This is a genomic window from Halomonas sp. I5-271120 (assembly GCF_030553075.1).
Taxonomy (GTDB): Bacteria; Pseudomonadota; Gammaproteobacteria; order Pseudomonadales; family Halomonadaceae; genus Onishia; species Onishia taeanensis_A.
Window position 1 is genome coordinate 2,606,178 of the sequence record NZ_CP130701.1, and the last position, 25,795, is coordinate 2,631,972.

General features: G+C 62.7%; 18 protein-coding genes. 15 read left to right on the top strand and 3 right to left on the bottom strand.

Annotated elements, in window-relative coordinates; genetic code table 11:
- Nucleotides 1-6: 6 nt before the first annotated feature.
- The 8 genes from Q2K57_RS11600 (at nucleotide 7) to Q2K57_RS11635 (ending at nucleotide 12,578) form a co-directional block, all read left to right on the top strand.
- The gene (locus tag Q2K57_RS11600) at nucleotides 7-1,893 is read left to right on the top strand and encodes a VWA domain-containing protein (RefSeq protein ID WP_304525148.1); all 1,887 of its coding nucleotides are present in this window, start codon (nucleotides 7-9) and stop codon (nucleotides 1,891-1,893) included.
- Entirely contained in the window at nucleotides 1,886-2,683 is a 798-nt protein-coding gene (locus tag Q2K57_RS11605) for a class II glutamine amidotransferase (protein ID WP_112053535.1), read from the top strand. The genes Q2K57_RS11600 and Q2K57_RS11605 overlap by 8 nt, the downstream gene beginning before the upstream one ends.
- Nucleotides 2,684-3,004: 321 nt before the next feature.
- Nucleotides 3,005-4,666 (top strand): AMP-binding protein, encoded by a 1,662-nt coding sequence (locus Q2K57_RS11610; RefSeq protein WP_304525149.1) that lies wholly within the window; start codon nucleotides 3,005-3,007, stop codon nucleotides 4,664-4,666.
- 118 nt (nucleotides 4,667-4,784) lie between these two features.
- Nucleotides 4,785-8,804 carry an ATP-dependent RNA helicase HrpA gene (gene hrpA, locus Q2K57_RS11615; protein ID WP_304525150.1) on the top strand — a complete coding sequence of 1,340 codons (4,020 nt, stop codon included), beginning with the start codon at nucleotides 4,785-4,787 and terminating at the stop codon, nucleotides 8,802-8,804.
- Nucleotides 8,801-9,922, top strand: a complete 1,122-nt coding sequence (locus Q2K57_RS11620; protein ID WP_304525151.1) for a beta-ketoacyl-ACP synthase III — start codon at nucleotides 8,801-8,803, stop codon at nucleotides 9,920-9,922. Before hrpA ends, Q2K57_RS11620 begins: the two co-directional genes overlap by 4 nt.
- 91 nt (nucleotides 9,923-10,013) lie before the next feature.
- A complete protein-coding gene (locus Q2K57_RS11625) occupies nucleotides 10,014-10,799 on the top strand; it encodes a VacJ family lipoprotein (protein WP_304525152.1) in 786 nt (261 codons plus the stop codon).
- 86 nt (nucleotides 10,800-10,885) lie between these two features.
- On the top strand, nucleotides 10,886-12,082 hold the full coding sequence (locus Q2K57_RS11630; RefSeq protein WP_112053530.1) for a PP2C family protein-serine/threonine phosphatase: 1,197 nt from the start codon (nucleotides 10,886-10,888) through the stop codon (nucleotides 12,080-12,082).
- Nucleotides 12,069-12,578 carry an STAS domain-containing protein gene (locus tag Q2K57_RS11635; protein WP_112053529.1) on the top strand — a complete coding sequence of 170 codons (510 nt, stop codon included), beginning with the start codon at nucleotides 12,069-12,071 and terminating at the stop codon, nucleotides 12,576-12,578. Before Q2K57_RS11630 ends, Q2K57_RS11635 begins: the two co-directional genes overlap by 14 nt.
- 226 nt (nucleotides 12,579-12,804) lie before the next feature.
- Here Q2K57_RS11635 and tal read toward each other — a convergent pair whose 3' ends face one another.
- A complete protein-coding gene (gene tal, locus Q2K57_RS11640) occupies nucleotides 12,805-13,740 on the bottom strand; it encodes a transaldolase (protein ID WP_304525153.1) in 936 nt (311 codons plus the stop codon).
- Nucleotides 13,741-13,772: 32 nt separating this feature from the next.
- The gene (locus Q2K57_RS11645) at nucleotides 13,773-15,491 is read right to left on the bottom strand and encodes a methyl-accepting chemotaxis protein (RefSeq protein ID WP_304525154.1); all 1,719 of its coding nucleotides are present in this window, start codon (nucleotides 15,489-15,491) and stop codon (nucleotides 13,773-13,775) included.
- Nucleotides 15,492-15,766: 275 nt separating this feature from the next.
- Between Q2K57_RS11645 and Q2K57_RS11650 the strand changes: the two genes are divergently transcribed.
- From Q2K57_RS11650 to pstB, 5 genes are all read left to right on the top strand, one after another.
- Nucleotides 15,767-16,951: a Bcr/CflA family multidrug efflux MFS transporter gene (locus tag Q2K57_RS11650; protein ID WP_112053526.1), complete on the top strand. Its 1,185-nt coding sequence runs from the start codon at nucleotides 15,767-15,769 to the stop codon at nucleotides 16,949-16,951.
- Between the two features lie 276 nt (nucleotides 16,952-17,227).
- Entirely contained in the window at nucleotides 17,228-18,241 is a 1,014-nt protein-coding gene (locus tag Q2K57_RS11655; RefSeq protein ID WP_304525155.1) for a PstS family phosphate ABC transporter substrate-binding protein, read from the top strand.
- A gap of 106 nt (nucleotides 18,242-18,347) precedes the next feature.
- A complete protein-coding gene (gene pstC, locus Q2K57_RS11660; RefSeq protein WP_304525156.1) occupies nucleotides 18,348-19,604 on the top strand; it encodes a phosphate ABC transporter permease subunit PstC in 1,257 nt (418 codons plus the stop codon).
- A gap of 21 nt (nucleotides 19,605-19,625) precedes the next feature.
- On the top strand, nucleotides 19,626-20,792 hold the full coding sequence (gene pstA, locus Q2K57_RS11665) for a phosphate ABC transporter permease PstA (protein WP_304525157.1): 1,167 nt from the start codon (nucleotides 19,626-19,628) through the stop codon (nucleotides 20,790-20,792).
- 37 nt (nucleotides 20,793-20,829) lie between these two features.
- Entirely contained in the window at nucleotides 20,830-21,666 is an 837-nt protein-coding gene (gene pstB / locus Q2K57_RS11670) for a phosphate ABC transporter ATP-binding protein PstB (RefSeq protein WP_369700310.1), read from the top strand.
- Between the two features lie 239 nt (nucleotides 21,667-21,905).
- Here the strand turns inward: pstB and Q2K57_RS11675 are convergent, their stop codons facing one another.
- Nucleotides 21,906-23,093 (bottom strand): acetyl-CoA C-acyltransferase, encoded by a 1,188-nt coding sequence (locus Q2K57_RS11675; RefSeq protein ID WP_304525159.1) that lies wholly within the window; start codon nucleotides 23,091-23,093, stop codon nucleotides 21,906-21,908.
- A gap of 97 nt (nucleotides 23,094-23,190) precedes the next feature.
- Here Q2K57_RS11675 and Q2K57_RS11680 point away from each other — a divergent pair, with 97 nt between their 5' ends.
- Together Q2K57_RS11680 and Q2K57_RS11685 are read left to right on the top strand one after the other, a co-directional pair.
- Nucleotides 23,191-23,778 carry a TetR/AcrR family transcriptional regulator gene (locus Q2K57_RS11680; RefSeq protein ID WP_112053521.1) on the top strand — a complete coding sequence of 196 codons (588 nt, stop codon included), beginning with the start codon at nucleotides 23,191-23,193 and terminating at the stop codon, nucleotides 23,776-23,778.
- A gap of 337 nt (nucleotides 23,779-24,115) precedes the next feature.
- The gene (locus tag Q2K57_RS11685; RefSeq protein ID WP_304525160.1) at nucleotides 24,116-25,795 is read left to right on the top strand and encodes an AMP-binding protein; all 1,680 of its coding nucleotides are present in this window, start codon (nucleotides 24,116-24,118) and stop codon (nucleotides 25,793-25,795) included.

Genomic DNA, 25,795 nt, shown 5'->3' on the forward strand with positions numbered 1-25,795 from the left:
GTACCTATGCGCGTCATGTTCGGTGCCGTGCTGGGTTGTCTGCTGTGGTCGACCAGCGTTTTTGCCCAGCAGGTGACAGAGGACGTCGAATCACAGAACGACAAGCGCCAGGCGGACGTCGCAGCAGACGTGCGGGTAATCTTCGATGTCTCCGGCAGCATGCAAGACAACGACCCCGAACGGTTGAGCGCTAGCGCCCTGGAGCTTATAGCCTCGCTGCTCCCCGAAGGCTCCCGGGGGGGGCTCTGGACCTTCGGCGAGCGCGTCGAGAACCCGCTCCCCGTTGGGCCGGTAGATCGCCGCTGGCGCGAGCAGGCACGTTCCCTGGCGCCCCGGCTGGTCGACTACCAGCAATACACCGATATCGAAGCGGCTATTCGTCAGGCCAGTGAGGAGCCCGGCGGCGAGCGGCATCTGATACTGCTCACCGACGGCGTGATCGACCTGGACCCGGCCGGTGGCAATAAGTCTGCCCGGGATGCCCGCTCGCGCCAGACGCTGCTCGATGAGCTCGCCCCCGCGCTTGCCCAGCGGGGCGTCACCATCCACGCCATCGCCTTCTCGCCACAGGCAGACCTGGCGCTGGTCGAGCGTCTGGCTCAGTCGAGTCAGGGGCTGGCTGCTCTCGCTCAGACCCCGGAAGACCTGCTGCGGGGCTTTCTCGATATCTTCGAGCGCATCTTCCCGACCGACCAGGTACCGCTCAGCGACAACCGCTTCCCTATCGATCCTGAGGTGGAGACCTTCTCGGCACTGCTGTTCCACGATCCGGATGCGGCCCCCTCGGTGCTCGTTGGCCCCGATGGCCGTCGTTACACGCCCGAGAATCTGCCGTCAGGCGCCAGTTGGCAGCGCCAGCCGCGCTTCGACCTGATCACCGTGCCCTCGCCTGAAGAGGGCGAGTGGCGGATCGAAGGTGACCTGGAGCAGGACAGTCGCGTCAGCGTGGTGTCACCGCTGGTGCTGCATACCACTAAATTGCCCGCGACCCTCTATCAGGGCTTCGACCTGCCGCTGGAAGCCTGGCTCGCCAGGGAGGACGGCACTCCTCTGGAGGCCAGCCGACGTGATGACATGCGGGTCACGGTCGAGCTTCAGGCCCTCGATGGGTCGGTCATGGTCGCCAGTCCGCTGACGCAGTCGACGCCTGAAAGCGAGCGGTTCAGTGGTGTGCTGCCCGCCCCGTCCTTGACCGGCAATGCGCGTCTGGTCATTGATGTCGAGGGCGAGCGCGCCCATCGCCAGCGGGTCCAGGCGGTCAATGTGCTGCCTGCTATCAGCACCCACCGAGAGGACGGCCAAGTGTGGTTCGAGGCCGAGCACCCGGAGCTTAATGCCGCCAACACCCGCTTAAGCGCTACCCTGCAGGGCGAGACGCTGCCTGTCGAGGTCTTTGACGAGCGTCGCTGGCGTGTGAACTTGCCCGAACTTCCGGCTGACGTCGGAGTGCCGCTGCAGATCGAGGCCGAGGTGGATCTGGGCGGTGAGTCGCGGGAGCTTCAACTGCCGCGTCTGCTGCTCAATCCCGATGGTCGCATCCTGCTCGACGAAGCACGTCTGGACAGGGCCGAGCTGGTCAGCCGCGATCTGCCGTCGATGCCGGATGACGCGGCGAACGTGTCCGGGGCAGATGCTTTCGACAAGGACGCTGCCGCCGACCGGGTGGTGGAGACCATCAATGCGCTGCCCGGCCAGGCCAAACGGCTGATGCGTGATCTTGAAGAACAGCCCCGGTCACGGCTTGTCTGGGCGGCGCTTGCCGCCGTATTGCTGCTGTTGATGCTGTGGGGGCTTAACGCTCGCAGACGCCGTATGCGTCAAGCGTCTCGGCATTCGTCTCAACACACCTCTCAATCAGACTCGTCGCGTCGCAGTGAGGATTCGCATGTGTGAACTGCTCGGGATGAGCGCCAATGTGCCCACCGATATCTGCTTCAGCTTCGCGGGGTTTTTGCATCGTGGAGGAGGCACCGGGCCCCATCGCGACGGCTGGGGCATCGCCTTCTACGAGGAAGGCGGCTATCGCGAGTTCCGCGACCCGCACCCCTCGGTGGATTCACCCATTGCCCGGCTGATCCGCGACTATCCCATCAAGTCGCATATCGTGATCAGCCACATTCGCCAGGCCAATGTCGGTCAGGTGCGCCTGGCCAACACGCATCCCTTCACTCGCGAGATGTGGGGGCGCCCCTGGTGCTATGCCCATAACGGGCAGCTCGAGAGTTGGCAGGACCTGCCACTGGGCGTCTGTCAGCCAGTGGGCAGCACCGACAGCGAGCACGCCTTCTGCTACCTGATGGGCGAGCTGCGTCGTCACTTTCCCGAACCGCCCGAAGACCCTCAGGCGCTTTGGGCACTGCTACATCGCTGCTGCGAGCGCCTGCGCGGTAAGGGCGTTTTCAATTTGCTGCTTTCCGACGGCGTTCACCTCTATAGCTTCTGTTCGACCAAGCTGGCTCATATCACACGCCGCGCGCCCTTTGGTGAGGCCAACCTGTCGGATGCCGAGCTGAACGTGAACTTCGCCGAGCATACCACCGAGCATGACGTCGTCTCGGTGCTGGCGACCGAGCCCCTGACCGATAACGAGGACTGGGTGCGGATGGTCCCTGGGGAACTTCTGGTCTGGCACGACGGCGAGATACTGGCGCGCTTCCTGCCAGAATCTGACGAAAGCATCTGACTAGAGAGCCTTACTAACAAGACTGACCAAAGAGACTGGCTAATAGAAACTGACGAAACGTCATCATAAAGCGCCGTTCTGAACAGCTTCCTCAACCGCCATCAAGGGCGGGTACCAGGAGATGATTGGCGAGGTCTAATGACGAAAGTGGCATGGCGTCATTGCTTCATTAGTGGCAACGTCTGATTGATGTTTAACACCTGTTTCAATCGTTCGTTTGAACGGGTGGTTCGGTTGCCAAGTGGAGGCCTTTCATCAACAGCCTTCCATCAACAATGATCAGTGCGTCGGTCGTGTCGGCGCGTTTGCGGAGATCCGCCCATGAGCGAGCATGCCAGTGCAGCGACCCTCACCGGCCCGGCCCTCGAGGGGCTCGACGACTACACCTCGGTGATGGATGTCTTCCACGGCTCGGTTGAGCGCTTCGCCGATAAGCCGGCCTTTAGCTGCATGGGTCAGACCCTGACCTATGCCGACCTGGACCGGTTGTCGGGCGATTTCGCCGCCTGGTTACAGCACAAGACGGGCCTGGAGCCTGGGGACCGCATCGCCATCCAGCTCCCCAACGTGCTGCAGTTTCCGGTGGCGGTGTTCGGCGCCCTGCGCGCCGGTCTGGTGGTGGTCAACACCAACCCGCTCTATACCGAGCGAGAGATGGCCCATCAGTTCAAGGACTCGGGCGCCAAGGCGATCCTGATTCTGGCCAATATGGCCGACAAGCTGGAGCGAGTGCTCGACAAGACCGACATTGACCATGTGCTGGTCACCGAGCTTGGCGACCTGCACGGCGTAGCCAAGCGGCTGCTGATCAACACGGTGGTCAAGTACGTCAAGAAACTGGTGCCACACTATGCGCTGCCCACGGCGGTGAGCTTTCGCTCGGCGCTGACGCAGGGACGGCGACTCGAACACGAGGACGTGGCGCGCTGCCCTGAGGATATCGCCGCCCTGCAATACACCGGGGGGACCACCGGCCGCGCCAAGGGCACCATGCTCACTCACCGCAACCTGATCGCCAACATGCTTCAGGCGCGGGCGGCCATTGGTCCGGCGCTTGAAGATGGCGCCGAGACGATCATCGCGCCGCTGCCGGTCTATCACATCTATACGTTTACGGTTAACTGCCTGTTCATGGTCGAGACCGGCAATCATTCGGTGCTGATTACCAATCCCCGTGATCTGGACGGCTTCGTCAAGCTGCTTGAGAAGACCCGCTTCACCGGCTTCATCGGCCTCAATACCCTGTTCAATGCGCTGTGCCAGCGTGATGACTTCAAGGCGCTGGATTTTACACCGCTCAAGCTGACCATCTCCGGCGGCATGGCGCTGACCCGGGTTGCGGCGGAGCGCTGGGAGAGCCTCACCGGCTGTGCCATCGCCGAGGGCTACGGCATGACCGAGACCTCGCCGATCGTCTCCTTCAATCCGGTCGATGCCATTCAGCTTGGCAGTATCGGCAAGCCGGTGGCCGGCACCTCAGTACGCGTCCTCGATGCCGATGGCGAGATTTTGCCGCTGGGCGAGCCCGGCGAGCTTTGCGTCAAGGGGCCCCAGGTAATGAAGGGCTACTGGAATCTGCCGGAGGAAACCGCCAATACCCTGGATGACGAGGGCTGGATCCGCACCGGCGACATCGCTGTATTGCAGGATGACGGCTACATTCGCATCGTCGATCGCAAGAAGGACATGATCATCGTCTCGGGCTTCAATGTGTATCCCAATGAGATCGAGGATGTGGTGACCGGCCATCAGGATGTGGTCGAGGCGGCGGCGGTGGGCATCGAAGACGCCAACAGCGGCGAGGCGATCAAGCTGTTCGTGGTCAGCCGCAACCCGGATCTCGATGCCGAGGCGGTGCGCGCCTACTGCCGCACGCAGCTTTCCGCCTACAAGGTGCCGCGCTTCGTCGAGTTTCGCGATGAACTGCCCAAGACCAACGTCGGCAAGGTGCTGCGTCGCGAGCTGCGCGAGACGCCGGCCTGAGGTCGCCAGGGGCCGAGTGGGCCGCCGAGTAGGCACCATCGCCGGGCGAGCGGTACAATGGCTGGCCCGCGGTGGTCTTGCCGTCGCGGGCCGCTGACTTCTAGCCAACGAGGTTGCCTTGAGCACCACAACGACCCGCTCCCCGACTGCCGCCGATACCACTCGCCTTAACGCCCTGCAGCAGCAGCTCGATGACTGCCTGCTCAATGATGCCCGTCGCCTGGGCAAGCGTCTGGCTGGGTTGAAGCGCCGGGCCAAGCAAGGCCAGCCGATTGAACGCGGCCTCGCCGACATCGAGCAGCAACTGGCGAAATCCCAGCAACGCCTCGCCAAGCGCCGCGCACAGCCGGTCGCGCTCAACTACCCGGCCGAGCTGCCGGTGGTCGAGCACCGTGATGACATCCTTGAGGCGCTTCGCGAGCACCAGGTAGTGGTGGTGGCCGGCGAGACCGGCTCCGGCAAGACCACTCAGTTGCCCAAGCTGTGCCTGGAACTGGGGCTCGGTCGACGTGGCCTGATCGGTCATACCCAGCCGCGGCGGCTGGCGGCACGCTCGGTGGCGACCAGGCTTGCCGAGGAACTCGAGGTCACGCTCGGTGAGCAGGTCGGCTATCAGGTGCGCTTCACCGATCAGACCAACGACGCCACCCTGATCAAGCTGATGACCGACGGCATCCTGCTGGCCGAGACCCAGCATGACCCGGACCTGTCTCGCTATGACGCCATCATCATCGACGAGGCCCACGAACGCAGCCTCAACATCGATTTCCTGATGGGCTATCTCAAGCGGCTGACCGCGCGCCGTCCGGACCTCAAGATCATCATCACCTCGGCGACCATCGATGTGGACCGCTTCGCTGCGCATTTTGCCGACGAGCGTCGTCCACAGCAGGACGGTAGCGCCACCCCGGCGCCGGTGGTGCAGGTCTCCGGGCGCACCTATCCGGTCGAGGTGCGCTATCGGCCGCTGGTGCGCTCGGAGGACGACGAGGAAGACCGCACGCTGCAGGAGGGCATCCTGCAGGCCGTCGAGGAGATCGAGGCCATCGAGCGCGAGAAACGCTGGCAGCATGGCCCGCGTGACGTGCTGATCTTTTTACCTGGCGAGCGCGAGATCCGCGAGACCGCCGACACCCTGCGCCGCGCCGACCTGAAGGGCACCGAGGTGCTGCCGCTCTATGCCAGGCTCTCCAACGCCGAGCAGAACCGGGTCTTCCAGTCCCATGCCGGGCGGCGCATCGTGCTTTCGACCAACGTCGCCGAGACCTCGCTGACGGTGCCGGGCATTCGCTACGTGATCGACCCCGGCCTGGTGCGCATCAGCCGCTACAGCTATCGCGCCAAGGTGCAACGGCTGCCCATCGAGCCGATCAGCCAGGCCAGTGCCGATCAGCGAAAGGGCCGCTGCGGGCGTATCAGTGAGGGTGTGTGCATCCGTCTCTATGACGAAGACGACTACCTGTCGCGGCCGGCCTTCACCGAGCCCGAAATCCAGCGCACCAACCTGGCCTCGGTGATCCTGTCGATGCTGTCGCTGAAGCTTGGCGAAATCGAGGCCTTTCCGTTCGTCGATGCCCCGGACTCGCGCTTTATCAAGGATGGCTTCCGGCTGTTGTTCGAGCTGGGCGCGGTCGACGAGGGCAATCGTCTGAGCGAGCTTGGCCGTCGCCTGGCGCGCCTGCCCATCGACCCAAGGCTCGCCCGCATGGTGCTGGCGGGCGCCGAGTCGGGCTGTCTGCGCGAGACGCTGATCGTGGTCTCGGCGCTGGCCATCCAGGACCCCCGCGAGCGCCCGGCGGACAAACGTCAGGCTGCCGATCAGGCGCATGCGCGCTGGAAGGATCAGGACTCTGATTTCGTGGCCTGGCTGAACCTGTGGGCCGGCTTCGAGGCCGCGCGCGAAGAGCTCTCCGGCAACCGGCTACGGCGCTGGTGTCGCGATCATTACCTGAGCTACCTGCGCCTACGGGAGTGGCACGACACCTTCCGCCAGTTGCGTCAGCTGCTTAACGACATGGGCATCAAGGTGCCGGCCCCCGAGCCGCTACCGGACGACGACGAGGCGCGGGCCAAGCGCCGCCGTGACAACGCCACGGTGATGCATCAGGCGCTCTTGACCGGGCTCTTGTCGAATCTTGGCCAGCTGCTCGAGACCCGCGACTACCTGGGGGCTCGCAACCGCAAGTTCCAGATTCACCCGAGCTCCGGGCTCGGTCGCAAGCGGCCGAAGTGGATCATGGCCGGCGAACTGGTCGAGACGTCCAAGCTGTTCGCCCGCGAGGTGGCACGCATCGAGCCGCAGTGGATTGAGCCGCTGGCCGGCCATCTGGTCAAGCGTACCTACAGTGAACCCCACTGGGAGATGAAGCGGGCCCAGGTGGTGGCCTTCGAGCAGGTGACCCTGTTCGGCCTGCCGATCGTCAACCGGCGCCGCGTCCATTATGGGCCGATCGCCCCCGCCGAGGCCCGTGAGCTGCTGATTCGCCGCGCACTGGTCGAGGGGGAATATCGCACCAAGGCTGACTTCTTCGCCTACAACCGCTCGCTGATCGAGGAAGTCGAAGATCTCGAGGATCGTGCCCGCAAGCGCGATATCCTGGTCGACGAGGAGACGCTGTTCGATTTCTACGACCAGCGGCTGCCTGCCGACATCATCAACGGCAAGGGATTCGAGGCCTGGCGAAAGAAGGCCGAGGCCGAAGACCCCGACATCCTCAAGTTCGACCGTGAGGCGCTGATGGCCCGCGGGGCAGAGGATGTCACCGAGGAGCAGTACCCCTACGAGCTGATGCTTGGCGGGGTGCGCTATCCGCTGCGCTATCACTTCAAGCCGGGAGCCAGCGACGATGGCGTGACCCTGACGGTGCCGGCGGCGATGCTCTCCCAACTGCCCGTCGAGCGGCTCGAGTGGCTGGTGCCGGGGCTCTTGCGCGAGAAGTGCATCGCGCTGATGAAATCGCTGCCCAAGTCCGTGCGTCGCCAGGTCGTGCCTATCCCGGACTGGGTGGATGCGGCCCTGGCTACCCTTACGCCTGACGATGTCTCCTTGACCGCCGCCCTTGGTGACTTCCTTAGGGTCAAGACCGGCCTGCGCCTCGATCCCGATGACTGGCAGCTGGATCAGCTCGAGCCCCACCTGCGCATGAACCTGAGCGTGGTCGATCACGAAGGCAAGGTGCTAGGCGAGGGCCGCGATCCGGTCGAGCTGGAGCGCCGCTTCGCCAAGGCGGCAAGCGAAGGTGCCCAGGCATTGGCCGAGCAGGCCACTGGCCAGCAGCAGGTGCTCGAGGATCTGCCCGAGACGGCGTTGCCCGAATCGCGGGTGACCACCCAGGCCGGCATCCGCGTCGAGGCCTTCCCGGCATTGGTCGAAGCCACTGAGGGGCTTGCCGTCGAGCTTTTCGAACATCCCGCCAAGGCCCGCGAGGCGCATCGTCATGGCATCAAGCGGCTGGCCATGCAGCGCGCCCCCGAGGCGGTGCGTGAACTCAAACGTGTGAAGGGGCTCGACAAGTGCGCGCTGCTGTTCGCCAAGGTGGGCAGCAAGCGCCAGCTCATCGACGATCTAGTAGAGGCCGTGTTCCTGCAGGTGGTGGCGGTGGACCCGCTGCCGCGCTCGCGCGATGAGCTTGAGTCACGCCTGGCCGAGACCCGTGAGCAACTGCTGCCCCACGGTGAGCATCTGGTGAAGGTGCTGGAGCGCGCTCTGAATGGCCATCTGGCTGTGACCAAGGCGTTGAAGGGCAATCTCAGCTTCGCCCTGGCGCTGGTGTACAGTGATCTTAAGGCGCAGATGCAGCGGTTGGTGCATCCGGGCTTCGTGGTCGAGGCGGGTGCCTGGCTCGAACAGTATCCGCGCTATATGGAAGCGGCGCAGATCCGTCTCGAGAAGGCCCCCAGAGAGCGCAATCGTGACCAGATGCTGATGCAGGACATTCAGGACTTCGAGACACGTCTTGCCAAACGCCGCGAAGCCGGGCGTCGCCAGGGCCCCGAGGACCCCGAGCTGACAGAGTTCGGTTGGTGGATCGAGGAACTGCGCGTGTCGCTTTTCGCCCAGCAGCTCGGCACTCTTGAGCCAGTTTCCCCCAAGCGGCTCGAGAAGCGCTGGGCAGAACTCACAGGAAGGACCCCATGACTACCGCAGTGATCACCGGCAGCGGGCTCTATACGCCGCCCTACGCTATCGACAATGATGCCCTGGTGGCGGCCTTCAATGCCTGGGTGGACAGCGACAATGCCGAGCATGAAGAGGCCATCGCCACCGGCGAGCGCGAGGCGCTAGCGCATTCCAGCAGCGCGTTCATCGAGAAGGCCTCGGGCATCAAGAGCCGCTATGTGCTGGATGCCGAGGGCATTCTGGATCCGCAGCGCATGCGCCCGAGACTCCCTGCGCGGGGTAATGACGAGCTCTCGCAGCAGGCCGAGATGGGCCTTGCCGCGGCTCGCCAGGCGCTGGATGCTGCCCAGGTGCAGGCCGAGGAGATCGAGCTGGTGATCGTCGCCTGCTCCAACCTGGAGCGGGCCTATCCGGCGGTGGCGGTCGAGCTCCAGGCGGCGCTGGGGGCCGGCGGCCATGCCTATGACATGAACGTGGCCTGCAGTTCGGCGACCTTTGCCCTCGATGCCGCTCGCAATGCGATCCTTGCCGGTAGCGCCAAACGCGTGCTGGTGGTTAGCCCCGAGATCTGCTCGGCGCATCTCAATTTTCGCGACCGCGACAGCCATTTCATCTTCGGCGATGCATGCACCGCGCTGGTGATCGAAGACGATGCCGTGGCGCGCGCCAGCGAGCGCTTCGAGATTCTCGGCACCCGCCTGGTCACGCAGTTTTCCAATGCCATCCGCAACAATGCGGGGTTTCTCAACCGGGTCACCGATGCCGATCCCCAGGCGCTGGACAAGCTTTTCGTCCAGGAAGGGCGGCGGGTCTTCAAGGAGGTCTGTCCGCTGGTGGCCTCGCTGATTCAGCAGCACCTGGACGACCTGGGGCAACAGGCCGCAGACCTGTCGCGACTCTGGTTGCACCAGGCGAATCAGCACATGAACGACCTGATCGCGCGTCGGGTGCTAGGGCAGCCGCCCCGTGATGATCAGGCGCCGATCATTCTCGATCGCTATGCCAATACCAGTTCGGCGGGCTCGATCATTGCGTTCCATCTGCATCGCGGCGATCTGCCCTCAGGCGCGCTGGGGGTGGTGTGTTCCTTCGGAGCCGGCTACAGTGCCGGCTGCGTCGTGGTGCGCCGTGCATGACGGCCATAAGATGATTTGCAGGAAGGACTGCCAAGGAACGTCGATGAAAGAGAGTACGCGTAGGCCCGAAGGCCAAAGGATCCAGGGAGTGATGGCAAAGGCCATCCTGCTAAGTACCGTGATGGGTATGGCTGGCTGTGCCAGCACCCAGACCGCCGAGCGTAACCCGCAAGATCCCTGGGAAGGCTTCAACCGCAAGGTCTACGCCTTCAACGACACCGTCGATCGCTATGCCCTGAAGCCGATTGCTCAGGGTTACGACTACGTGACACCGTCACCGGTGCAGACAGGGGTAGGCAACTTTTTTTCCAACCTCGGTGAGGTGGGCACGGCCTTCAACAGCGTGCTGCAGTGGAAGTGGGACAACGCGGGCATCGCCACCGGCCGTTTTGTGATCAACTCGACCCTGGGCCTGGCCGGGCTGGTGGATGTCGCCACCGACATGGGCATCACCGGCCGCGAGGAAGATTTCGGCCAGACCCTTGCTGTATGGGGCGTGGGCGAGGGCCCTTACCTGGTCCTGCCGCTGCTTGGGCCGAGCACGGTGCGCGACACCTCCGGTCTGCCGGTGGACATGTACACGGACCCGGTGACCCATGTGGAAGAAGATAAGGTCGCCTATGGCCTGACCTTCCTGCGTCTGGTCGACAAGCGGGCCGCGCTGCTCGATCAGGAGCGTCTTATCCAGGGGGATCGCTACAGCTTCATTCGTGACGCCTGGTTGCAGCAGCGGCGCTTCGAAGTCAACGACGGCGAGATGGGTGATGACCCCTTCGCCAGCGACAGTTTCGAGTTCGACGACAGCGATTTCGCGGTTGACGACGAAGCCGGTGCGACCCAGCCTGACGCTGGCAGCGAGGCGGCACCGACGCCGTGACGCGCGCCTGACGGCGGCCCGGAAGTGATCCGCGGGAAGGGGCGCCCTCCCGCGGTTATCTGTTTAGGGATAAGGGGACGGAGTGCATGGCCAGCCCAAGAATACTGATCGGCGTGCTCGACCTGCCCGGCAAGGCGCGGGACGATCTGGCCGAGGTGGTCGCCAAGGGCGCGTTTGCGGTGATAGCGGCCGAGCGGCCCGAGGAGCTGCCAAACGAGACCGAGCTGGTCGTCGCCCATGTGCGGGCCGTGCCGACCCGCGACTGGTCGTCCTTGACTGCCCGGCTGCCGACGCTGGTCGTCAGCGACAGCCGCCTCGACAGTGATCTGCTCAAGGCCGTGGATGCGGGGGTGGTCGATTACATCATCGAGCCGCTGCGTCATGGCGATATCCTGCGCCGTATGATTGCCAAGGTGATCGAGAATCGCCGGCTGGCGGAGGAACACCGCCGTGATCGCGATCGTCTCGCCGAGCTCAACGAGAGCCTGGAGACGCATCTGGAAATGCTGCGCCTCGACCAGCAGGCCGGTGGCCATATTCAGCGCAAGCTGCTGCCGCCCCGCCCGCTGTCATTGGATGGTGTGACCTGTGATTACTGGTTGGCGCCATCGCTGTACTTGTCCGGCGATTTTCTCGATTACCAGCGCTTTGATGCGCGCTTCAGCGTCTTCTATTTTGCCGATGTGTCTGGCCATGGCGCTTCATCGGCCTTTGTCACCGTGCTTTTGAAGTACCTGTGCAACCGCTGGCTGGGAGAGTGGGACGGTGCCAATCCCGAGTGCCTGGCAGCGGACTGGTTGGCGAACCTGAATCGTGAGCTTTTGGATACGGGTATCGGCAAACACATGGCCATGTTCGTGGGGGTCATCGATCACGAGACCCGTCGGCTGCACTATTCGCTGGGGGCTCAGTTGCCGATGCCGTTGCTGGTCAGTGAGGGCAGCGTTGCTCCGCTTGAGGGAGAAGGCATGCCGGTCGGATTGTTCCCGAATGTGGAATATCCAAAGTTGAGTTGTGCACTGCCGCAAAACTTCCGATTATGGTTATGTTCAGATGGAGTGCTGGAGTACCTGTCAGGCAGGACGCTTGATGGGCGGCTCAAGGAACTCGAGCGACTGGTGCTTGCCAGTGAGGATCTGGCGGCAATGCGGGAGAGCCTGTCACTTGGCGGGCTTCCCGAGGACGACGAGGATACCATCAGTGGGCATGCGCCGGGATACGAGGAGCTGCCCGACGATCTGACGATCATGACGTTGAGCGGTTTTTACCATGATGAAGAATGAAGGGCGACTTCAGGCGGCCATCGATTCTGGGGTTTTCATCCTCAAGCTGTCCGGTGATGTGCGCCTGACCTTGAGTGCGACGTTGGACAGCCAGGCCCAGCGGCTGGCCGATATGCCGGGGCTGGAAACCGTGATGGTCGATCTGCGCGAGGCCACTAATGTGGACTCCACCGCGTTGGGCTTCCTGGCCAAGGTGGCGCTTGCCGTGCGCGATCGGCTCGAGCAGCCGCCGACGATCGTGGTCGATAATCCGGATGTACGGCGGATGCTCGACGTGATGGGGTTCGGTGACTATTTTACCCTGGTCGAGTCACCCATTCAGGAGAGCTCCGAGCTTGCGGACCTGCCGTTGGTCAACGCTGATGAGCTGGTGCTTCAGGAGCGTATTCTCGAAGCACATCGCATCCTGATGCATATGAGCGAGCATAATCGCGAAGAGTTCCAGCCGCTGGTGGAACTGCTCGAAGAGCAGCATCGCCAGCCGAGCGAGCCATAACCACCTCACTTGGCTGACCTTGGCTGACGCGCAATTGAGCTGACAGAGTGACGCTGCCGTCATGAGAAGCGGTCAATATAAAACGCAGTCAATATAAAACGCAGTCAACATAAAGAGGGCCGGTCGATAGCGACCGGCCCTCTGTCATTGCGGCTTCCTGGGAGCGAGATATCCAAGGCGACAAGCTCACGACGCGATAGCGATGTCGTCTGGACGGTGGCCCTGGTTACTTACGCAGCTCGGCCAGCAGCGTTTCCAGCTTGCGCTGGTCTGCCATGAACTTGCGGATACCTTCGGCCAGCTTTTCGGTGGCCATGGCGTCTTCGTTCATCGCCCAGCGGAAATCTCCCTCGTCCAGCATTTCCGGCCTGGCGCTTTCGGCGTCTTCTGCACTCAGGCAGCGGGGCAGGGGACCGTTGTCCTCGGAGAGCTCAGCGAGCAGTTTCGGCGAAATGGTCAGGCGATCGCAGCCGGCCAGGGCTTCGATCTCACCGGCGTTGCGGAAGCTCGCGCCCATCACCACTGTCTTGTAGCCGTGTCCCTTGTAATGCTCATAGATGGCTCGCACCGAGCGCACGCCGGGATCATTGGCGCCACTGAAGTCTGCTTCGGGCTCGTGCGCCTTGTGCCAGTCGAGGATGCGGCCCACGAAGGGTGAAATCAGCGTGACACCGGCATCGGCACAGGCCTGCGCCTGGGCAAAACTGAACAGCAGGGTCAGGTTGGTGCGGATGCCTTCACGCTCAAGCTGCTTGGCGGCGCGAATGCCTTCCCAGGTTGAAGCGACCTTGATCAGGATGCGTTCGCGGCCGACGCCACGGCGCTCGTAGCGATCGATCAGTGAATGAGCGCGGGCCAGGGTGGCCTGGGTGTCGAAGGATAGGCGGGCGCTGACCTCGGTGGACACATAGCCTGGCACCAGAGCGCTGATCTCGCTGCCGATTTCGACCGCTACGGCATCCATGGCATCGTCGATATCGGTGCTATGGCGGGCCAGCTCGGCTAGTCGGGCGCGGCGGCCCTCCTGCTGTGCGGCCTGCAGGATTAGCGAGGGGTTGGTGGTGGCATCGGTGGGCTGGAAGCGAGCGATCGCGTCCAGATCGCCAGTATCGGCGACCACCGTGGTCATGGCTTTAAGCTGCGTCAACTTGTCCTGTGTCATGGTCATCCTGAATGTTCGAGTGAGTCAGACCTTCACTGTAGCAAGGCGGTGTCGCGCTGTGTATCTGCGCCTGACGCCTGGGACGCTTCATCGGCGACGACTCGGGGCATCCAGTCGTGCTCGGTCTCAATATGCGCTGTCGGTGGCTTCAGCCCAGCGCCTGAAGATGGCGACGTTTCTCCGACTTTCATGTTCATACTGGTCGTAAAGCGGGCGGCGAAACGGCGCATCTGCTCGGCCTCATCCTCAAGCGACATCGCTCCCTTAGAGGCCTGTTCGACCAGTTGGGCATTGTGCTGGGTGACGGTCTCCATCTGGTTCATGGCCTGGTTGAGTTGTTCGATGCCACGATGCTGCTCGTCGGAAGCTTGGGCGATCTGCTCCATTAGGCCGTTGACCTGACCGACCGCCGCGATGACGGTCTCCATCCCCTGGCTGGCCTCAGTCGACAGGGTATTGCCACGCTCGAGGCTCTGGCGGGAGTCGTCGATCAGGCGACGCACGTCGTTGGCGGCATTGGCGCTGCGTGAGGCCAGCGAGCGTACTTCGCTCGCCACTACCGCGAAACCACGGCCGTGCTCGCCGGCCCGAGCTGCCTCTACCGAGGCATTCAGGGCCAGCAGGTTGGTTTGGAACGCGATGTTGTCGATCAGCGCGATGATGTCGTGAATCTGCGTCGAGCGATCATTGATCTCGCTCATGGTGTCGACGAAGTTGCTGATCACCTCACCACCGGCGCGGGCCTTGCTGCTGGCGTCGTCGGCCAGTTTGGCCGCTTGACGGGAGTTGTCGGCGTTGTGGGCCACGGTGGCGGTCAGTTCGTCGAGGCTTGCCGCGGTCTGCTCGAGCGACGAGGCCTGTTGCTGGGTGCGTGAGGACAGTTCCTGGTTGCCCTCGCTCGTGCGCTGGGCGCTGTCGAGAATGGTAGCGCTGCTCTCGCGCACCCGGCCGACAGTGTTTGCCAGTGACTGTTGCATCCGGGAGAGCTCGCTATATAGCTGGCCGATCTCGTTGTTGCCCTTGGTCTCGATGGGTTGGGAAAGATCGCCTTCTGCCATGTGGCGGAAGTACCCGATGAGTCGGCGCAGCGGTCGGATGACGTTAACGGTGACTCCCCAGACGGTCACCAGCACGAGCAACAGGGTAATGGCCACGGCGCCGCCCATGGCCGCGTTCATCCAGGTGCCCATGCGGTCGAACTGCGCGGCGAGACCGTTGCCGCTCTCCTGGGAGGCAGCGAAGAAGGCGTCCGCGCTCTCCATGAAGGCCTCGCTCATGTCGCTCACGCGGGATTGTCCGGAGTCATAGGCGCCGACGTCGTTTTCCTTGAGCACCATCAACTGCAGTGAGAGGCCGGTATTGAGCAGCGACTGGAAGTGATTCTTGAGGGTGCCGATGGTGTCTGTCTGGGAGGGCTGGGGAGGAATCGCCAGGAAGTCCTGAAAGGCTTTTTCGGCCGAGCTCATCAGGCCTTCGGCGCGCTCGATGACCGGTCCGGGGCGATCGAATGAGGGCTTGCGGACCAATTGAGCTGCTCGGTTCAACTCCACTCGGGCGCGCAGCATGTCGACATAGGCATGATTGAGGGCCTGGGCCTGCTCGACGTTGATCTGGTTGAGCGTACCGAAGGCCTGACGGCTGTAATGATTGGCGAAGAGTCCGAGGCCGGCGCTGACCAGAAGCATGAGCGTGAAGGCAATCAGTACCAATGATCCACTGAGCTTGACCGTCATGTTGTCGAAGTATCGCATGCTGTTGTCTATCCCCTGCTGTGTGATGGGCCGCAAGGCCCCGGCTCCGTGTGCCCGGAACTCAAAGGAATGCTTGATAATAGTCCCCTGATTTATCAGCAAAGTATGACAACCTGAGGTCATGAGCCTGATGCGCATGGCGCCGGTTGGGGTATTTCATCCAGGCAGTGGTATCGGCCGGTCAGGGCGGCAGTGTCGCGATGGATCGGTTATCCTTAGCCCGCTATTTTTCTGCTTACCCTGTTTCCGCTGACCCTTTCTCTCAGGAGCACCCTGTGACACTGAGTACCCGAAGAGTGGCTCTGCTGGTGGCTGCCAACACGGCGTTGGCACCCTTTGCTATCGATGCCTACCTGCCGGCCATGCCGGCGCTGGCCGAGGCCGTAGGAGCGAGCATTCATCACACTGAGCTGTCGATCAGCGTCTTTCTGTTCGGCTTCGCTATCGGTCAACTGACCGGCGGCCCCATGTCCGATCGTCTGGGACGCAAGCCGGTGCTGCTGACTGGTCTGTTCGTGTTCTGCCTGGCGAGCCTGGCCATCACACAGGTGAGTTCGCTCGAAACGCTGTGGGCCTTTCGCTTCGTGCAGGCACTGGGCGGGGGGGCCTGCGTGGTCAACTCGGCGGCTATCGTGCGCGACTGTTTCAGTGGTCGCGAGGCCGCCAAGGTGATGTCGACCATGGCCATGATCATGATGCTGGCGCCGTTGGCCGCCCCGGCCGTGGGCAGTGGTCTTCTGTACCTGGCTGACTGGTGGCTGATCTTTGTGTTCCTGGCGGCCTATGCCGCCTTTCTTGGCTGGTTGCTCGGCACTCGTCTGCCCGAAACGCGCTCGCCAGATCAGCCCACGGCCTCCTTCCGGCAAGTGCTTGGCAATTACGCCAGCGTTTTTCGCCACCGCGAGGCCATGGGCTATATCTGTGCGGTGGCGATGGCCTTTGCCGGGATGTTCGCGTTCATCACCGCGTCGCCCTTCCTGTACATGGACTATTACAGCCTGTCACCGGCCATGTACCCGGTGGTGTTCGGGGCCAATGTGGTGGTCATGGCGTCGTCGAATCGGCTTAACATCCTTCTCCTGCATTACCGCTCGCCCCAGCAGAACTTGCGCCTGGGGCTGGGTGTGCAGTTGCTGGCGGCCAGTGGGCTGGTGCTGGTCGTGGCCCTGGGGCTGGATTCGCTCTATACCGTGGTGCCGCTGATCATGCTGTTCATGGGGCAAATCGGTTTGATTACCCCTAATGCCATGAGCTCGCTACTGGAAAAGTTCAGCCACATGAGCGCGACTGCCACGGCGCTGCTGGGCAGCATTCAATTTTCCTGCGGTGCTCTGGCTGGGGTATTGGTCGGCGCTTTCGAGGTCGAGAGCCCTTGGCCGATGGTGCTGACGATGCTTGGCGTTTCTACCTTGGGCAACCTGGGCCTCAGGTTCTTGGTGCGAAGCGATGTCAATACCTGATGGTCTGGTTTGAAGAGAGGGCGTATTTGGAGGAATTGATGAGCGCATTGGCGGGAGTTGATGAGCGCACGGGGGCGTGACGTGGTGTTCGAGAGGGACACTGTCCGGCCTGCAACAGGCTCTACGACGGGGGTTCATGCTGCTATGCAGCCTGGCGGTGGTGGGTGTGTTGGTCTAGCGTGTCGAAGATGTCTCACATGTCACGAAGTTGTCATCTACTTGCGTCATCGTATGTGTCGCGAAGGTTGAACACCCTCATCGACAGGAGTTACCTGCATGAACCGTATTCTCAAGACCACCGCCATTGCTGCCGCCGTTATGGGCTTTGCGACTGCCGCTCAGGCTCGCGACCAGCTGCGCATCGTCGGCTCCAGCACCGTGTATCCGTTTGCCAGCTACGTTGCAGAAGAATTCGGTGCCACTACCGATTACCCGACGCCGGTCATCGAATCCACCGGTTCCGGTGGCGGTCTGCGTCTGTTCTGCAACGGTGTGGGTGATGATACCCCCGATATCACCAACGCCTCTCGCCGTATCAAGGTCTCCGAGTTCGAGCGCTGTGCAGAGAACGGCGTGACCGATATCACCGAGGCCATGGTCGGTTATGACGGCATTGCCTTTGCCCAGTCCAGCAAAAATGACGCGATGCCCGTGACTCGCGAACAGCTGTTCATGGCGCTGGCCGCCCAGGTGCCGGTCGATGGCAAACTGGTCGATAACCCCTACACCCAGTGGAACGAGATCGACTCGTCTCTGCCGGCTCGTGAAATTGCCGTCTACGGTCCGCCCACTACCTCTGGCACCCGTGATGCTTTCGAAGAACTGGTCATGGAAGCCGCTTCCGAAGATATGGAAGCCTATGGTGGTGAAGGTTACACCGACATCCGCGCCGACGGCGCTTACATCGATGCTGGCGAAAACGATAACCTGATCGTTAAGCGTCTCGCCGAGAACACCGATGCTTTCGGTATCTTCGGCTACTCCTTCCTGGAAGAGAACGGCGACACCCTGATCGGCTCCAGCATCGACGGCGTGGCGCCGACGCCCGAGGCAATCGGCAGCGGCGAATACCCGGTGTCTCGTTCGCTGTTCTTCTACGTGAAGAACCAGCACGCCGACAACGTGCCGGCCATGAATGACTATGCCAACCTGTTCATGAGCGAGAAGATGATCGGTGACATCGGCTACCTCAAGGGCATCGGCCTGATCCCGGCTCCGGAGGAGCTGCGCGCCGAGCGTCGCGAACAAGTGGCCAACCACAAGACACTGGAACTGTCTGACATCAAGTGAACGGCAACGTCACCTGATGGTTGAATCGGCCGGCAGCGATGAGCTGCCGGCTTCTGTACGTTCCGGCAAGCTGATTTTGCCGAGCCCCGTTGACTGAGAGCTTCCCATGCAGACTAACCAACTGATCCTGCTATTCAGCGGCGCCTTGCTGATGTTGGGGCTGATAGCCTTCTTCATGGGCCGTGCCAAGGCCGCCAAGGTGCGTGCCAGTGGTACCGCGATGTATGCACAGCCCGACCAATATGCCTGGTTTGCGGCCCTCGCCACTGCCGGGCCTGCGGTGGCCGTGGGGGCCATTGGCGCCTTCGCCTTGCTGTTGATGGGGGCAAATATCCCCACGCCCTACCTGCTGGCCGCCAGCCTGGTAGTCGCCGCCGGCGGCATGATGGTGGCAATGACGCAGGTACGCCCTGATTTTCATGCGCGCAAGGCCATAGAGCGAACCATTCGCTTTATTCTGGCCGGTGCGGCGATGATTTCGATCTTCACGACCTTCGGGATTCTGATCTCGATCATTTCCGAAGCGATTCGTTTCTTCCAGATGCAGAGCTTCTGGGATTTCATCACCGGTACTACATGGAACCCCGGTGCAAGCTTCCTGGCCGCTGCGGGCCGCGCCGAAGAGGGAGCCACGGCCGCTCAGTTCGGCTCGGTGCCGCTGTTCGCCGGCACCTTCATGATCACCCTGGTCGCCATGCTGGTGGCTATTCCGGTAGGCCTCATGTCGGCGATCTACATGTCCGAGTTTGCGCCGACCAAGGTGCGCACCGTCGCCAAGCCGATGCTGGAAGTGCTGGCGGGTATCCCTACGGTTGTCTATGGCTTCTTCGCTGCGATTACCGTGGCGCCGCTGGTGGTCAGCGTCGCCGGCATGGTGGGTCTGGAGGCTTCCTACAGCAACGCCCTGGCGCCGGGCATCGTGATGGGCATCATGATTATTCCCTTCATCTCATCACTTTCCGATGACGTCATTAATGCGGTCCCGGACAGCATGCGCCAGGGCTCGTTAGCGCTTGGCATGACGCGCGCCGAGACCATCAAGGACGTGGTGGTGCCTGCCGCCTTGCCAGGCATCATCTCAGCCTCGTTACTGGCCATATCGCGTGCCATGGGCGAGACCATGATCGTGGTGATGGCGGCCGGCATGCGCCCCAACCTGACCGCCAATCCGCTGGAAGACATGACCACGGTAACGGTGCGCATCGTCGCGGCGTTGACCGGTGATCAGGAGTTCGCCAGCGCCGAGACACTATCTGCCTTCGCCCTGGGCCTGGTGCTGTTCGTGGTGACCCTGACGTTGAACATGGTCTCGGTGATCATGATCCGTCGTTTCCGCGAAAAGTATCGCTCCAATAACCTGTGATCGATTGAGGCCAATCGGACAATGAGACAATCCTTCGACGATATCAGCGCCCAGCTCAAGGGCCGCCATCGCAAGTCTGCTCGCCTGAAGTGGATGTCGATGGGCGCCCTGGGCCTGGCCGGGCTATTCCTGGTGTTCTTCTTTACCGACATGCTGATCAAGGGGCTGCCGGCGTTTCAGCAGGCCCAGGTTCAGGTGCAGGTCGACTACAACGAGATGGCCCAGGACATTCCTCTGGCGGCGGTTGAGGAAGACGTGCGCCCGCTGGTCAGCCGCGGTTACCTGCGACTGATTCCGGGGCGCATGGAAGACAACCCCGACCTGCTCGGCACCACCCGCATGGAATGGGTGCTGGCCGACGGCCAGGTCGATCAGTACCTGAAGGGCCATCACACCAACCTGAGCGCCAGCGAGGAATCGGTGGTTGATGAGCTCGCCGCCGAGGGGCGTGCCGAGCTCAAGTTCAACACGAACTTCTTCACCCGCGGCGATTCCAAGATGCCAGAGCTCGCCGGTATCGCCTCCGCCGCGATGGGCACGGTGATGACGTTGCTGGTGACTATTGCGGTGGCCTTCCCGATCGGCGTGATGACGGCGGTCTATCTTGAGGAGTTTGCCCCTGACAATCGCTTCACCCAGATGATCGAAATCAATATCAACAACCTGGCGGCGATCCCCTCGATTCTGTTTGGTCTGCTGGGTCTGGCGATTTTTATCAACTTCTTCGGTGTACCGCGTTCCTCGCCGCTGGTGGGCGGTCTGACGCTGGCGCTGATGACGTTGCCGGTCATCATCATCGCTACCCGCACGGCGCTGCGCAGCGTGCCGGATACCATTCGCCACGCTGCCTTCGGGGTGGGCTGCTCGCGCTGGCAGGTGGTGCGTGACCATGTGCTGCCGGTCAGCATGCCGGGCATCATGACCGGCTCGATCATCGGTCTGGCTCAGGCAATGGGCGAGACGGCGCCGCTGATCATCGTCGGCATGGTGGCCTTCATCCCCGATGTCACGGCGACCTTTACCGATGCCGCCACGGTGATGCCCGCACAGATCTTTACCTGGGCCGGTGAGCCGGATCGTGCTTTCACCGAGAAGACCGCCGGCGGCATTCTGGTGCTGTTGACCATCTTGATCGCTCTCAACGCAACGGCCGTGGTGTTGCGCAAGAAATTCGAACGTCGCTGGTAACCGACCGGCACTTGCAACAGGATACGTCACTATGGATATGAAAGTTGCCGACCGTGGAGTCACCATGTCAGGTCACGATGCCGGGCAGCCGGTTACCCGCAATGAACAGGCCAATCACGAACTGAGCATTCGCGTGCGCGATCTCAACCTGTGGTATGGCGACACCCAGGCCCTGAAGAACATCAGCGCCGATGTCTTTCAGAAGAACGTCACCGCCTTGATCGGCCCGTCGGGCTGCGGCAAGTCGACCTTCCTGCGTTGCCTCAATCGCATGAATGACTTGATCCCCAGCGTGCGGCTCAATGGTTTGATCGAGATGGACGGCCGTGACATCAACGAGGCCAAGATGGATGAGGTCGCGCTGCGGCGTCGGGTGGGCATGGTCTTCCAGAAGCCCAACCCCTTCCCCAAGTCGATCTACGAAAACATCGCCTACGCCCCGCGCATGCATGACCTGGTGAGCCGCAAGGCCGATCAGGACGAGCTGGTAGAGAAGGCGCTGCGCGAGGCCGGCCTGTGGAACGAGGTCAAGGACAAGCTGCAACAGCCCGGCACGTCCCTGTCCGGTGGTCAGCAGCAGCGTCTTTGTATCGCCCGCGCGATCGCCGTGCAGCCCGATGTGATCCTGATGGATGAGCCAACCTCGGCGCTGGACCCGATCTCCACGGCGACCATCGAGGACTTGATCGACAAGCTCAAGCAGGACTTCACCATCATCACGGTGACCCACAACATGCAGCAGGCGGCACGTGTGGCGGACTACACGGCCTTCTTCCACCTGGGGGAAATGGTCGAGTACAACGACACCAAGACGATGTTCGCCAACCCGCATACCAAGAAGGCCGAGGACTACATCACCGGCCGTTACGGCTAAGTCGCTCGGGCATACGCACCGGGTCTTGAAACATAAGCCCCGAAGCATAAGCCCCGAAACGTAGGTTCTGGAACATAGGTCCTAAAACGTAGGTTCTGGAACATAGGTCCTGAAACGTAGGCCCTGAAATAAAAGGGGGAAGCCAATCGGCTTCCCCTTTTTTTACGTTTCACAGGGCGTTGGTGAAGGATCCTTGCGCATGGCGTGTCGATCTTTGCAGGCAAGCCTTGCTCACACGGCTAGTCGAGCAGTTCGACCGCCACGGCGGTGGCTTCGCCGCCGCCGATGCACAGGCTGGCGATGCCACGTTTGCCGCCGGTGACGCGCAGCGCATTGATCAGGGTGGCGATGATCCGCGAGCCGGTGGAGCCGATGGGGTGGCCCTGGGCGCAGGCGCCGCCGAAGATGTTGACCTTGTCGTGGGGGATGTCCAGCCCATCCATGGCCAGCAGGGTAACCACCGCGAAGGCTTCGTTGATTTCGAACAGGTCGACGTCATCCACCGTCCAGTCGAGGCGCTTCATCAGCTTGCCGATCGCGCCCACCGGGGCAATGGTGAACTCGCTGGGGTGCTGGGAGTGAGTGCTGTGGCCGAGGATTCGGGCAAGCGGCCTGGCGCCGTGGGTCTTGGCGGCCTCACGGCTGGCCAGCACCAGCGCCGAGGCACCATCGGAGATGGAGCTGGCGTTGGCGGCGGTGATGGTGCCGTCCTTGGCAAAGGCCGGACGCAGGCCGCGAATCTTGTCGAGGCGCGCCTGGAAGGGCTGCTCATCGTGATCCACCACGCTGTCGCCGCCGCGACCGCTGACCGTGACCGGCGTTAGTTCACCGGCCAGGTGCCCGGCCTCGTGGGCCGCCATGGCGCGCTCCAGAGAGGCGATCGCGAAGTCATCCATGCGCTCGCGGCTGTAGCCGCGCTGATCGGCGATATTCTGAGCGAACACCCCCATCAGTTGCCCGGTCTCGGCATCTTCGAGGCCGTCCAGGAACATGTGATCCTTGAGCTCGCCATGGCCCAGGCGATAGCCGCGACGGGCCTTGGTCAGCACGTGAGGCGCATTGGACATCGACTCCATGCCGCCCGCCAGCACCAGCTCACCGCTGCCGGCGCGGATCAGGTCATGTGCCAGCATGGTGGCCTTCATGCCGGAGCCGCACAGCTTGTTGATGGTGGTGGCGCCGACACCGTCGGGCACCCCGGCCTGGCGCATCGCCTGGCGCGCCGGCCCCTGCTTGACGCCGGCCGGCAGCACGCAGCCGAAGATGCCTTCATCGACAGCGCCAGCATCGATGCCGGCCTGCGACAGGGCCGCCTGGATGGCGGTAGCGCCGAGCTCAGGGGCGGTGAGGCTCGACAGGCTGCCCAGCATGCCGCCCATCGGTGTGCGGGTGGCGGCCAGGATCACGATCTCGTGGGAAGTGGACATGGTATGACTCCTTGGCGATCGCGGGGCAGGGCCGTTGACCGCAGATGGGCGCTATGGTCTTCTCAAGGCTAACCAAGCAAGCGCTAGTGTAAATGCGATGAATGTAGTGAATGACTCGCCGCGGCGCCGGGAACTGATTCGCGTCGCTGCCCAACTGTTCGTTCAGGAAGGCTTCGATCGCACCACCGTGCGCATGCTGGCTCAGGAAATGGGCATCAAATCGGGCAGCCTCTTCCATCATTTCCGCGACAAGCAGGAAATCCTCTGTGCGGTCATCGAAGAGGGCACCCATAACGCCCTGGCCATCGCCCGCGAGGCCCTTGCGCAGTGCGACGGCGGGGCCGAGGCCAGGCTGCATGCCATGGCGCGCGCGCACCTCGAGACCCTGCTCACCGATCGCAATGCCCATGTGGTGGCCCTCTACGAGTGGCGGCGGCTCGACGAAGCCTCCCGCGACCATCTTGGTCACCTGCGCGATGCCTACGAACAGCTCTGGCAGGACGTGATTGGCGACGCCCTGGAGGCCGGCCTGATCCGCGGTGATAAATTTCTGGTCTCGCGTTTCGTGCTCGGCGCCCTGAACTGGACGGTGCGCTGGTACGACCCCGCCGGTGCCTACTCCCCCGATGCGCTGGCAAGCGAGCTGATCGACATGCTCGGCGCGCCGGCGGCGACGCCCGCCTGATCTCCGGCGGTTTCCTGTCATCTGTCGCGATAGACGGCTCTGGCCGTCGGCGCGGCGATGCGTCTTCCTTCCGATTATCTCAGCGCTGCGCTTTCTGGCCGCTCAGAGCCTTTTCCTGTCTCATCGCGCTCTGGTTTCTATGACCCTAGGTTATTTCATCGCGTTAGGCGTTGGCAGCAAGCGCATGTCAGGGCGTTTTGGCGTGCGCGACTAAAGACGTTGTAGCAAGCGCTTGCTAGGTCTGTCCATGCTGCTAACTTACTAGTTGACGTTAACGTTAACTAGATGATGTGGTAGCCATGGTCGAAAAGGCCCAAGCCCCAGGAGAAGGCTCAACATGACAACACCGCGCCAGCCCTATCAGCCCCCCAGTACGGCCTTTTCGTTCGATGAGACGCCCTTTTCGTTTGATGAAAGCGTGGCCCGTCTCGATGACCATCGTGACGGCCATCTCAATGCCTATGAGGCCTGCTGCGGGCGCCAGCTGCGTGCCGGTCGCGGCGACGTTACGGCACTGGTGCACGAGTCCGTCGATGGTCAGGTATCGCGCTTGAGCTATGCCGAGCTCGATGCCCAGAGCGCTCGGCTGGCCGGCTGGTTTCAAGAACGGGGACTGGGCGTCGGTGATCGCATCGCCAGCATGCTGCCGCGCACCCCGGCGCTGTTGATCACCGTGCTGGCCACCTGGCGCATCGGCGCCGTGTATCAGCCGCTGTTCACCGCCTTCGGGCCGGATGCCGTCGACTACCGCCTGTCGCGGGCCGACACGCAGTTGGTGATCACCGATCATGCCAATCGCGCCAAGTTCGATGGCCTGACCCGGTGTCCGGCGGTGATGTGCATAGAAGGCGCCGATGCCCAGCACCCAGAGGATCTCGACTGGCAGACGGCTATCGGCCATGAACCGATGACCGCCACGCCGCCGCGCCTGAGCCGCGATGCGCCCTTCTTGCAGATGTTTACGTCTGGGACCGTCGGCAAGCCTAAGGGTGTGGCGGTGCCGCTGGCCGCGCTACCGGCCTTTGCCAGCTACATGGAGCTGGCCGTCGGGCTGCGCGACGATGATCGCTTCTGGAACATGGCCGATCCGGGCTGGGCCTATGGCCTGTATTACGCCATCACCGGCCCGCTGCTGCTGGGCGGTACCACCCATTTCTGCGAGGCCGGCTTCACGGCCGAGGGCGCGCTTGCCTTCATGCAGCGACATGGCATTACCAACTTCGCCGCCGCGCCGACCGCCTACCGGCTGATGAAGGCGTCGGGACTGTTCGATGATGCCCACCGTGACCTGTCTCTGCGGGCAGCGAGCTCCGCTGGCGAGCCGCTGAACACCGAAGTAGTGAACTGGGTTGAAAAAGCGCTGGGCTGTGCGGTGATGGACCACTATGGCCAGACTGAGACCGGCATGACCTGCTGCAACCATCACGGCCTCGAACACCCGAAGCATGTCGGCGCCATGGGTGTGCCGATGCCGGGTTATCGTCTGGTGATACTCGATGCCGAAAATCACGAACAGCCGGCGGGCGAGCCCGGCGTGCTGGCAGTGGATATCGCCAACTCTCCAGCACACTTCTTCGCGGGTTACACCTGGCAGGAAAAGCGGCCGTTCGTCGACGGCTATTACCTGACCGGCGATGTGGTGGTGCAGGCCGAGGACGGCACCTTCCAGTTTGCCGGCCGCGACGATGACATCATTACCACGGCCGGCTACCGGGTCGGTCCCACTGATGTCGAAAATACCGTCATGACCCACCCGGCGGTTGCCGAAAGTGCCGCCGTCGGCCAGCCCGACGAGATCCGTGGCGAAATCATCACGTCCTACATCGTGCTGCGCGAAGGCTTCGAGGCCAGCGAGCAGTTGGCCGACGAGATTCGTCAGCGGGTGCGCGAGCGCCTGTCGACTCACGCCTTCCCGAGGGTCATCACCTTCATCGAAGAGCTGCCGAAGACGCCCAGCGGCAAGATCCAGCGCTTCAAGCTGCGTGCCCAGGCAGCCGACGACGCCCGCGCGTCATAA

Bases quoted from the DNA above. Each gene is read 5' to 3' on its own strand.
- Q2K57_RS11600 (WP_304525148.1), top strand. From the start codon at position 7: ATGCGCGTCATGTTCGGTGCCGTGCTGGGTTGTCTGCTGTGGTCGACC.
- Q2K57_RS11605 (WP_112053535.1), top strand. From the start codon at position 1,886: ATGTGTGAACTGCTCGGGATGAGCGCCAATGTGCCCACCGATATCTGC.
- Q2K57_RS11610 (WP_304525149.1), top strand. From the start codon at position 3,005: ATGAGCGAGCATGCCAGTGCAGCGACCCTCACCGGCCCGGCCCTCGAG.
- Q2K57_RS11620 (WP_304525151.1), top strand. From the start codon at position 8,801: ATGACTACCGCAGTGATCACCGGCAGCGGGCTCTATACGCCGCCCTAC.
- Q2K57_RS11625 (WP_304525152.1), top strand. From the start codon at position 10,014: ATGGCAAAGGCCATCCTGCTAAGTACCGTGATGGGTATGGCTGGCTGT.
- Q2K57_RS11630 (WP_112053530.1), top strand. From the start codon at position 10,886: ATGGCCAGCCCAAGAATACTGATCGGCGTGCTCGACCTGCCCGGCAAG.
- Q2K57_RS11635 (WP_112053529.1), top strand. From the start codon at position 12,069: ATGATGAAGAATGAAGGGCGACTTCAGGCGGCCATCGATTCTGGGGTT.
- tal (WP_304525153.1), bottom strand. From the start codon at position 13,740: ATGACACAGGACAAGTTGACGCAGCTTAAAGCCATGACCACGGTGGTC.
- Q2K57_RS11645 (WP_304525154.1), bottom strand. From the start codon at position 15,491: ATGCGATACTTCGACAACATGACGGTCAAGCTCAGTGGATCATTGGTA.
- Q2K57_RS11655 (WP_304525155.1), top strand. From the start codon at position 17,228: ATGAACCGTATTCTCAAGACCACCGCCATTGCTGCCGCCGTTATGGGC.
- pstC (WP_304525156.1), top strand. From the start codon at position 18,348: ATGCAGACTAACCAACTGATCCTGCTATTCAGCGGCGCCTTGCTGATG.
- pstA (WP_304525157.1), top strand. From the start codon at position 19,626: ATGAGACAATCCTTCGACGATATCAGCGCCCAGCTCAAGGGCCGCCAT.
- pstB (WP_369700310.1), top strand. From the start codon at position 20,830: ATGAAAGTTGCCGACCGTGGAGTCACCATGTCAGGTCACGATGCCGGG.
- Q2K57_RS11675 (WP_304525159.1), bottom strand. From the start codon at position 23,093: ATGTCCACTTCCCACGAGATCGTGATCCTGGCCGCCACCCGCACACCG.
- Q2K57_RS11680 (WP_112053521.1), top strand. From the start codon at position 23,191: ATGAATGTAGTGAATGACTCGCCGCGGCGCCGGGAACTGATTCGCGTC.
- Q2K57_RS11685 (WP_304525160.1), top strand. From the start codon at position 24,116: ATGACAACACCGCGCCAGCCCTATCAGCCCCCCAGTACGGCCTTTTCG.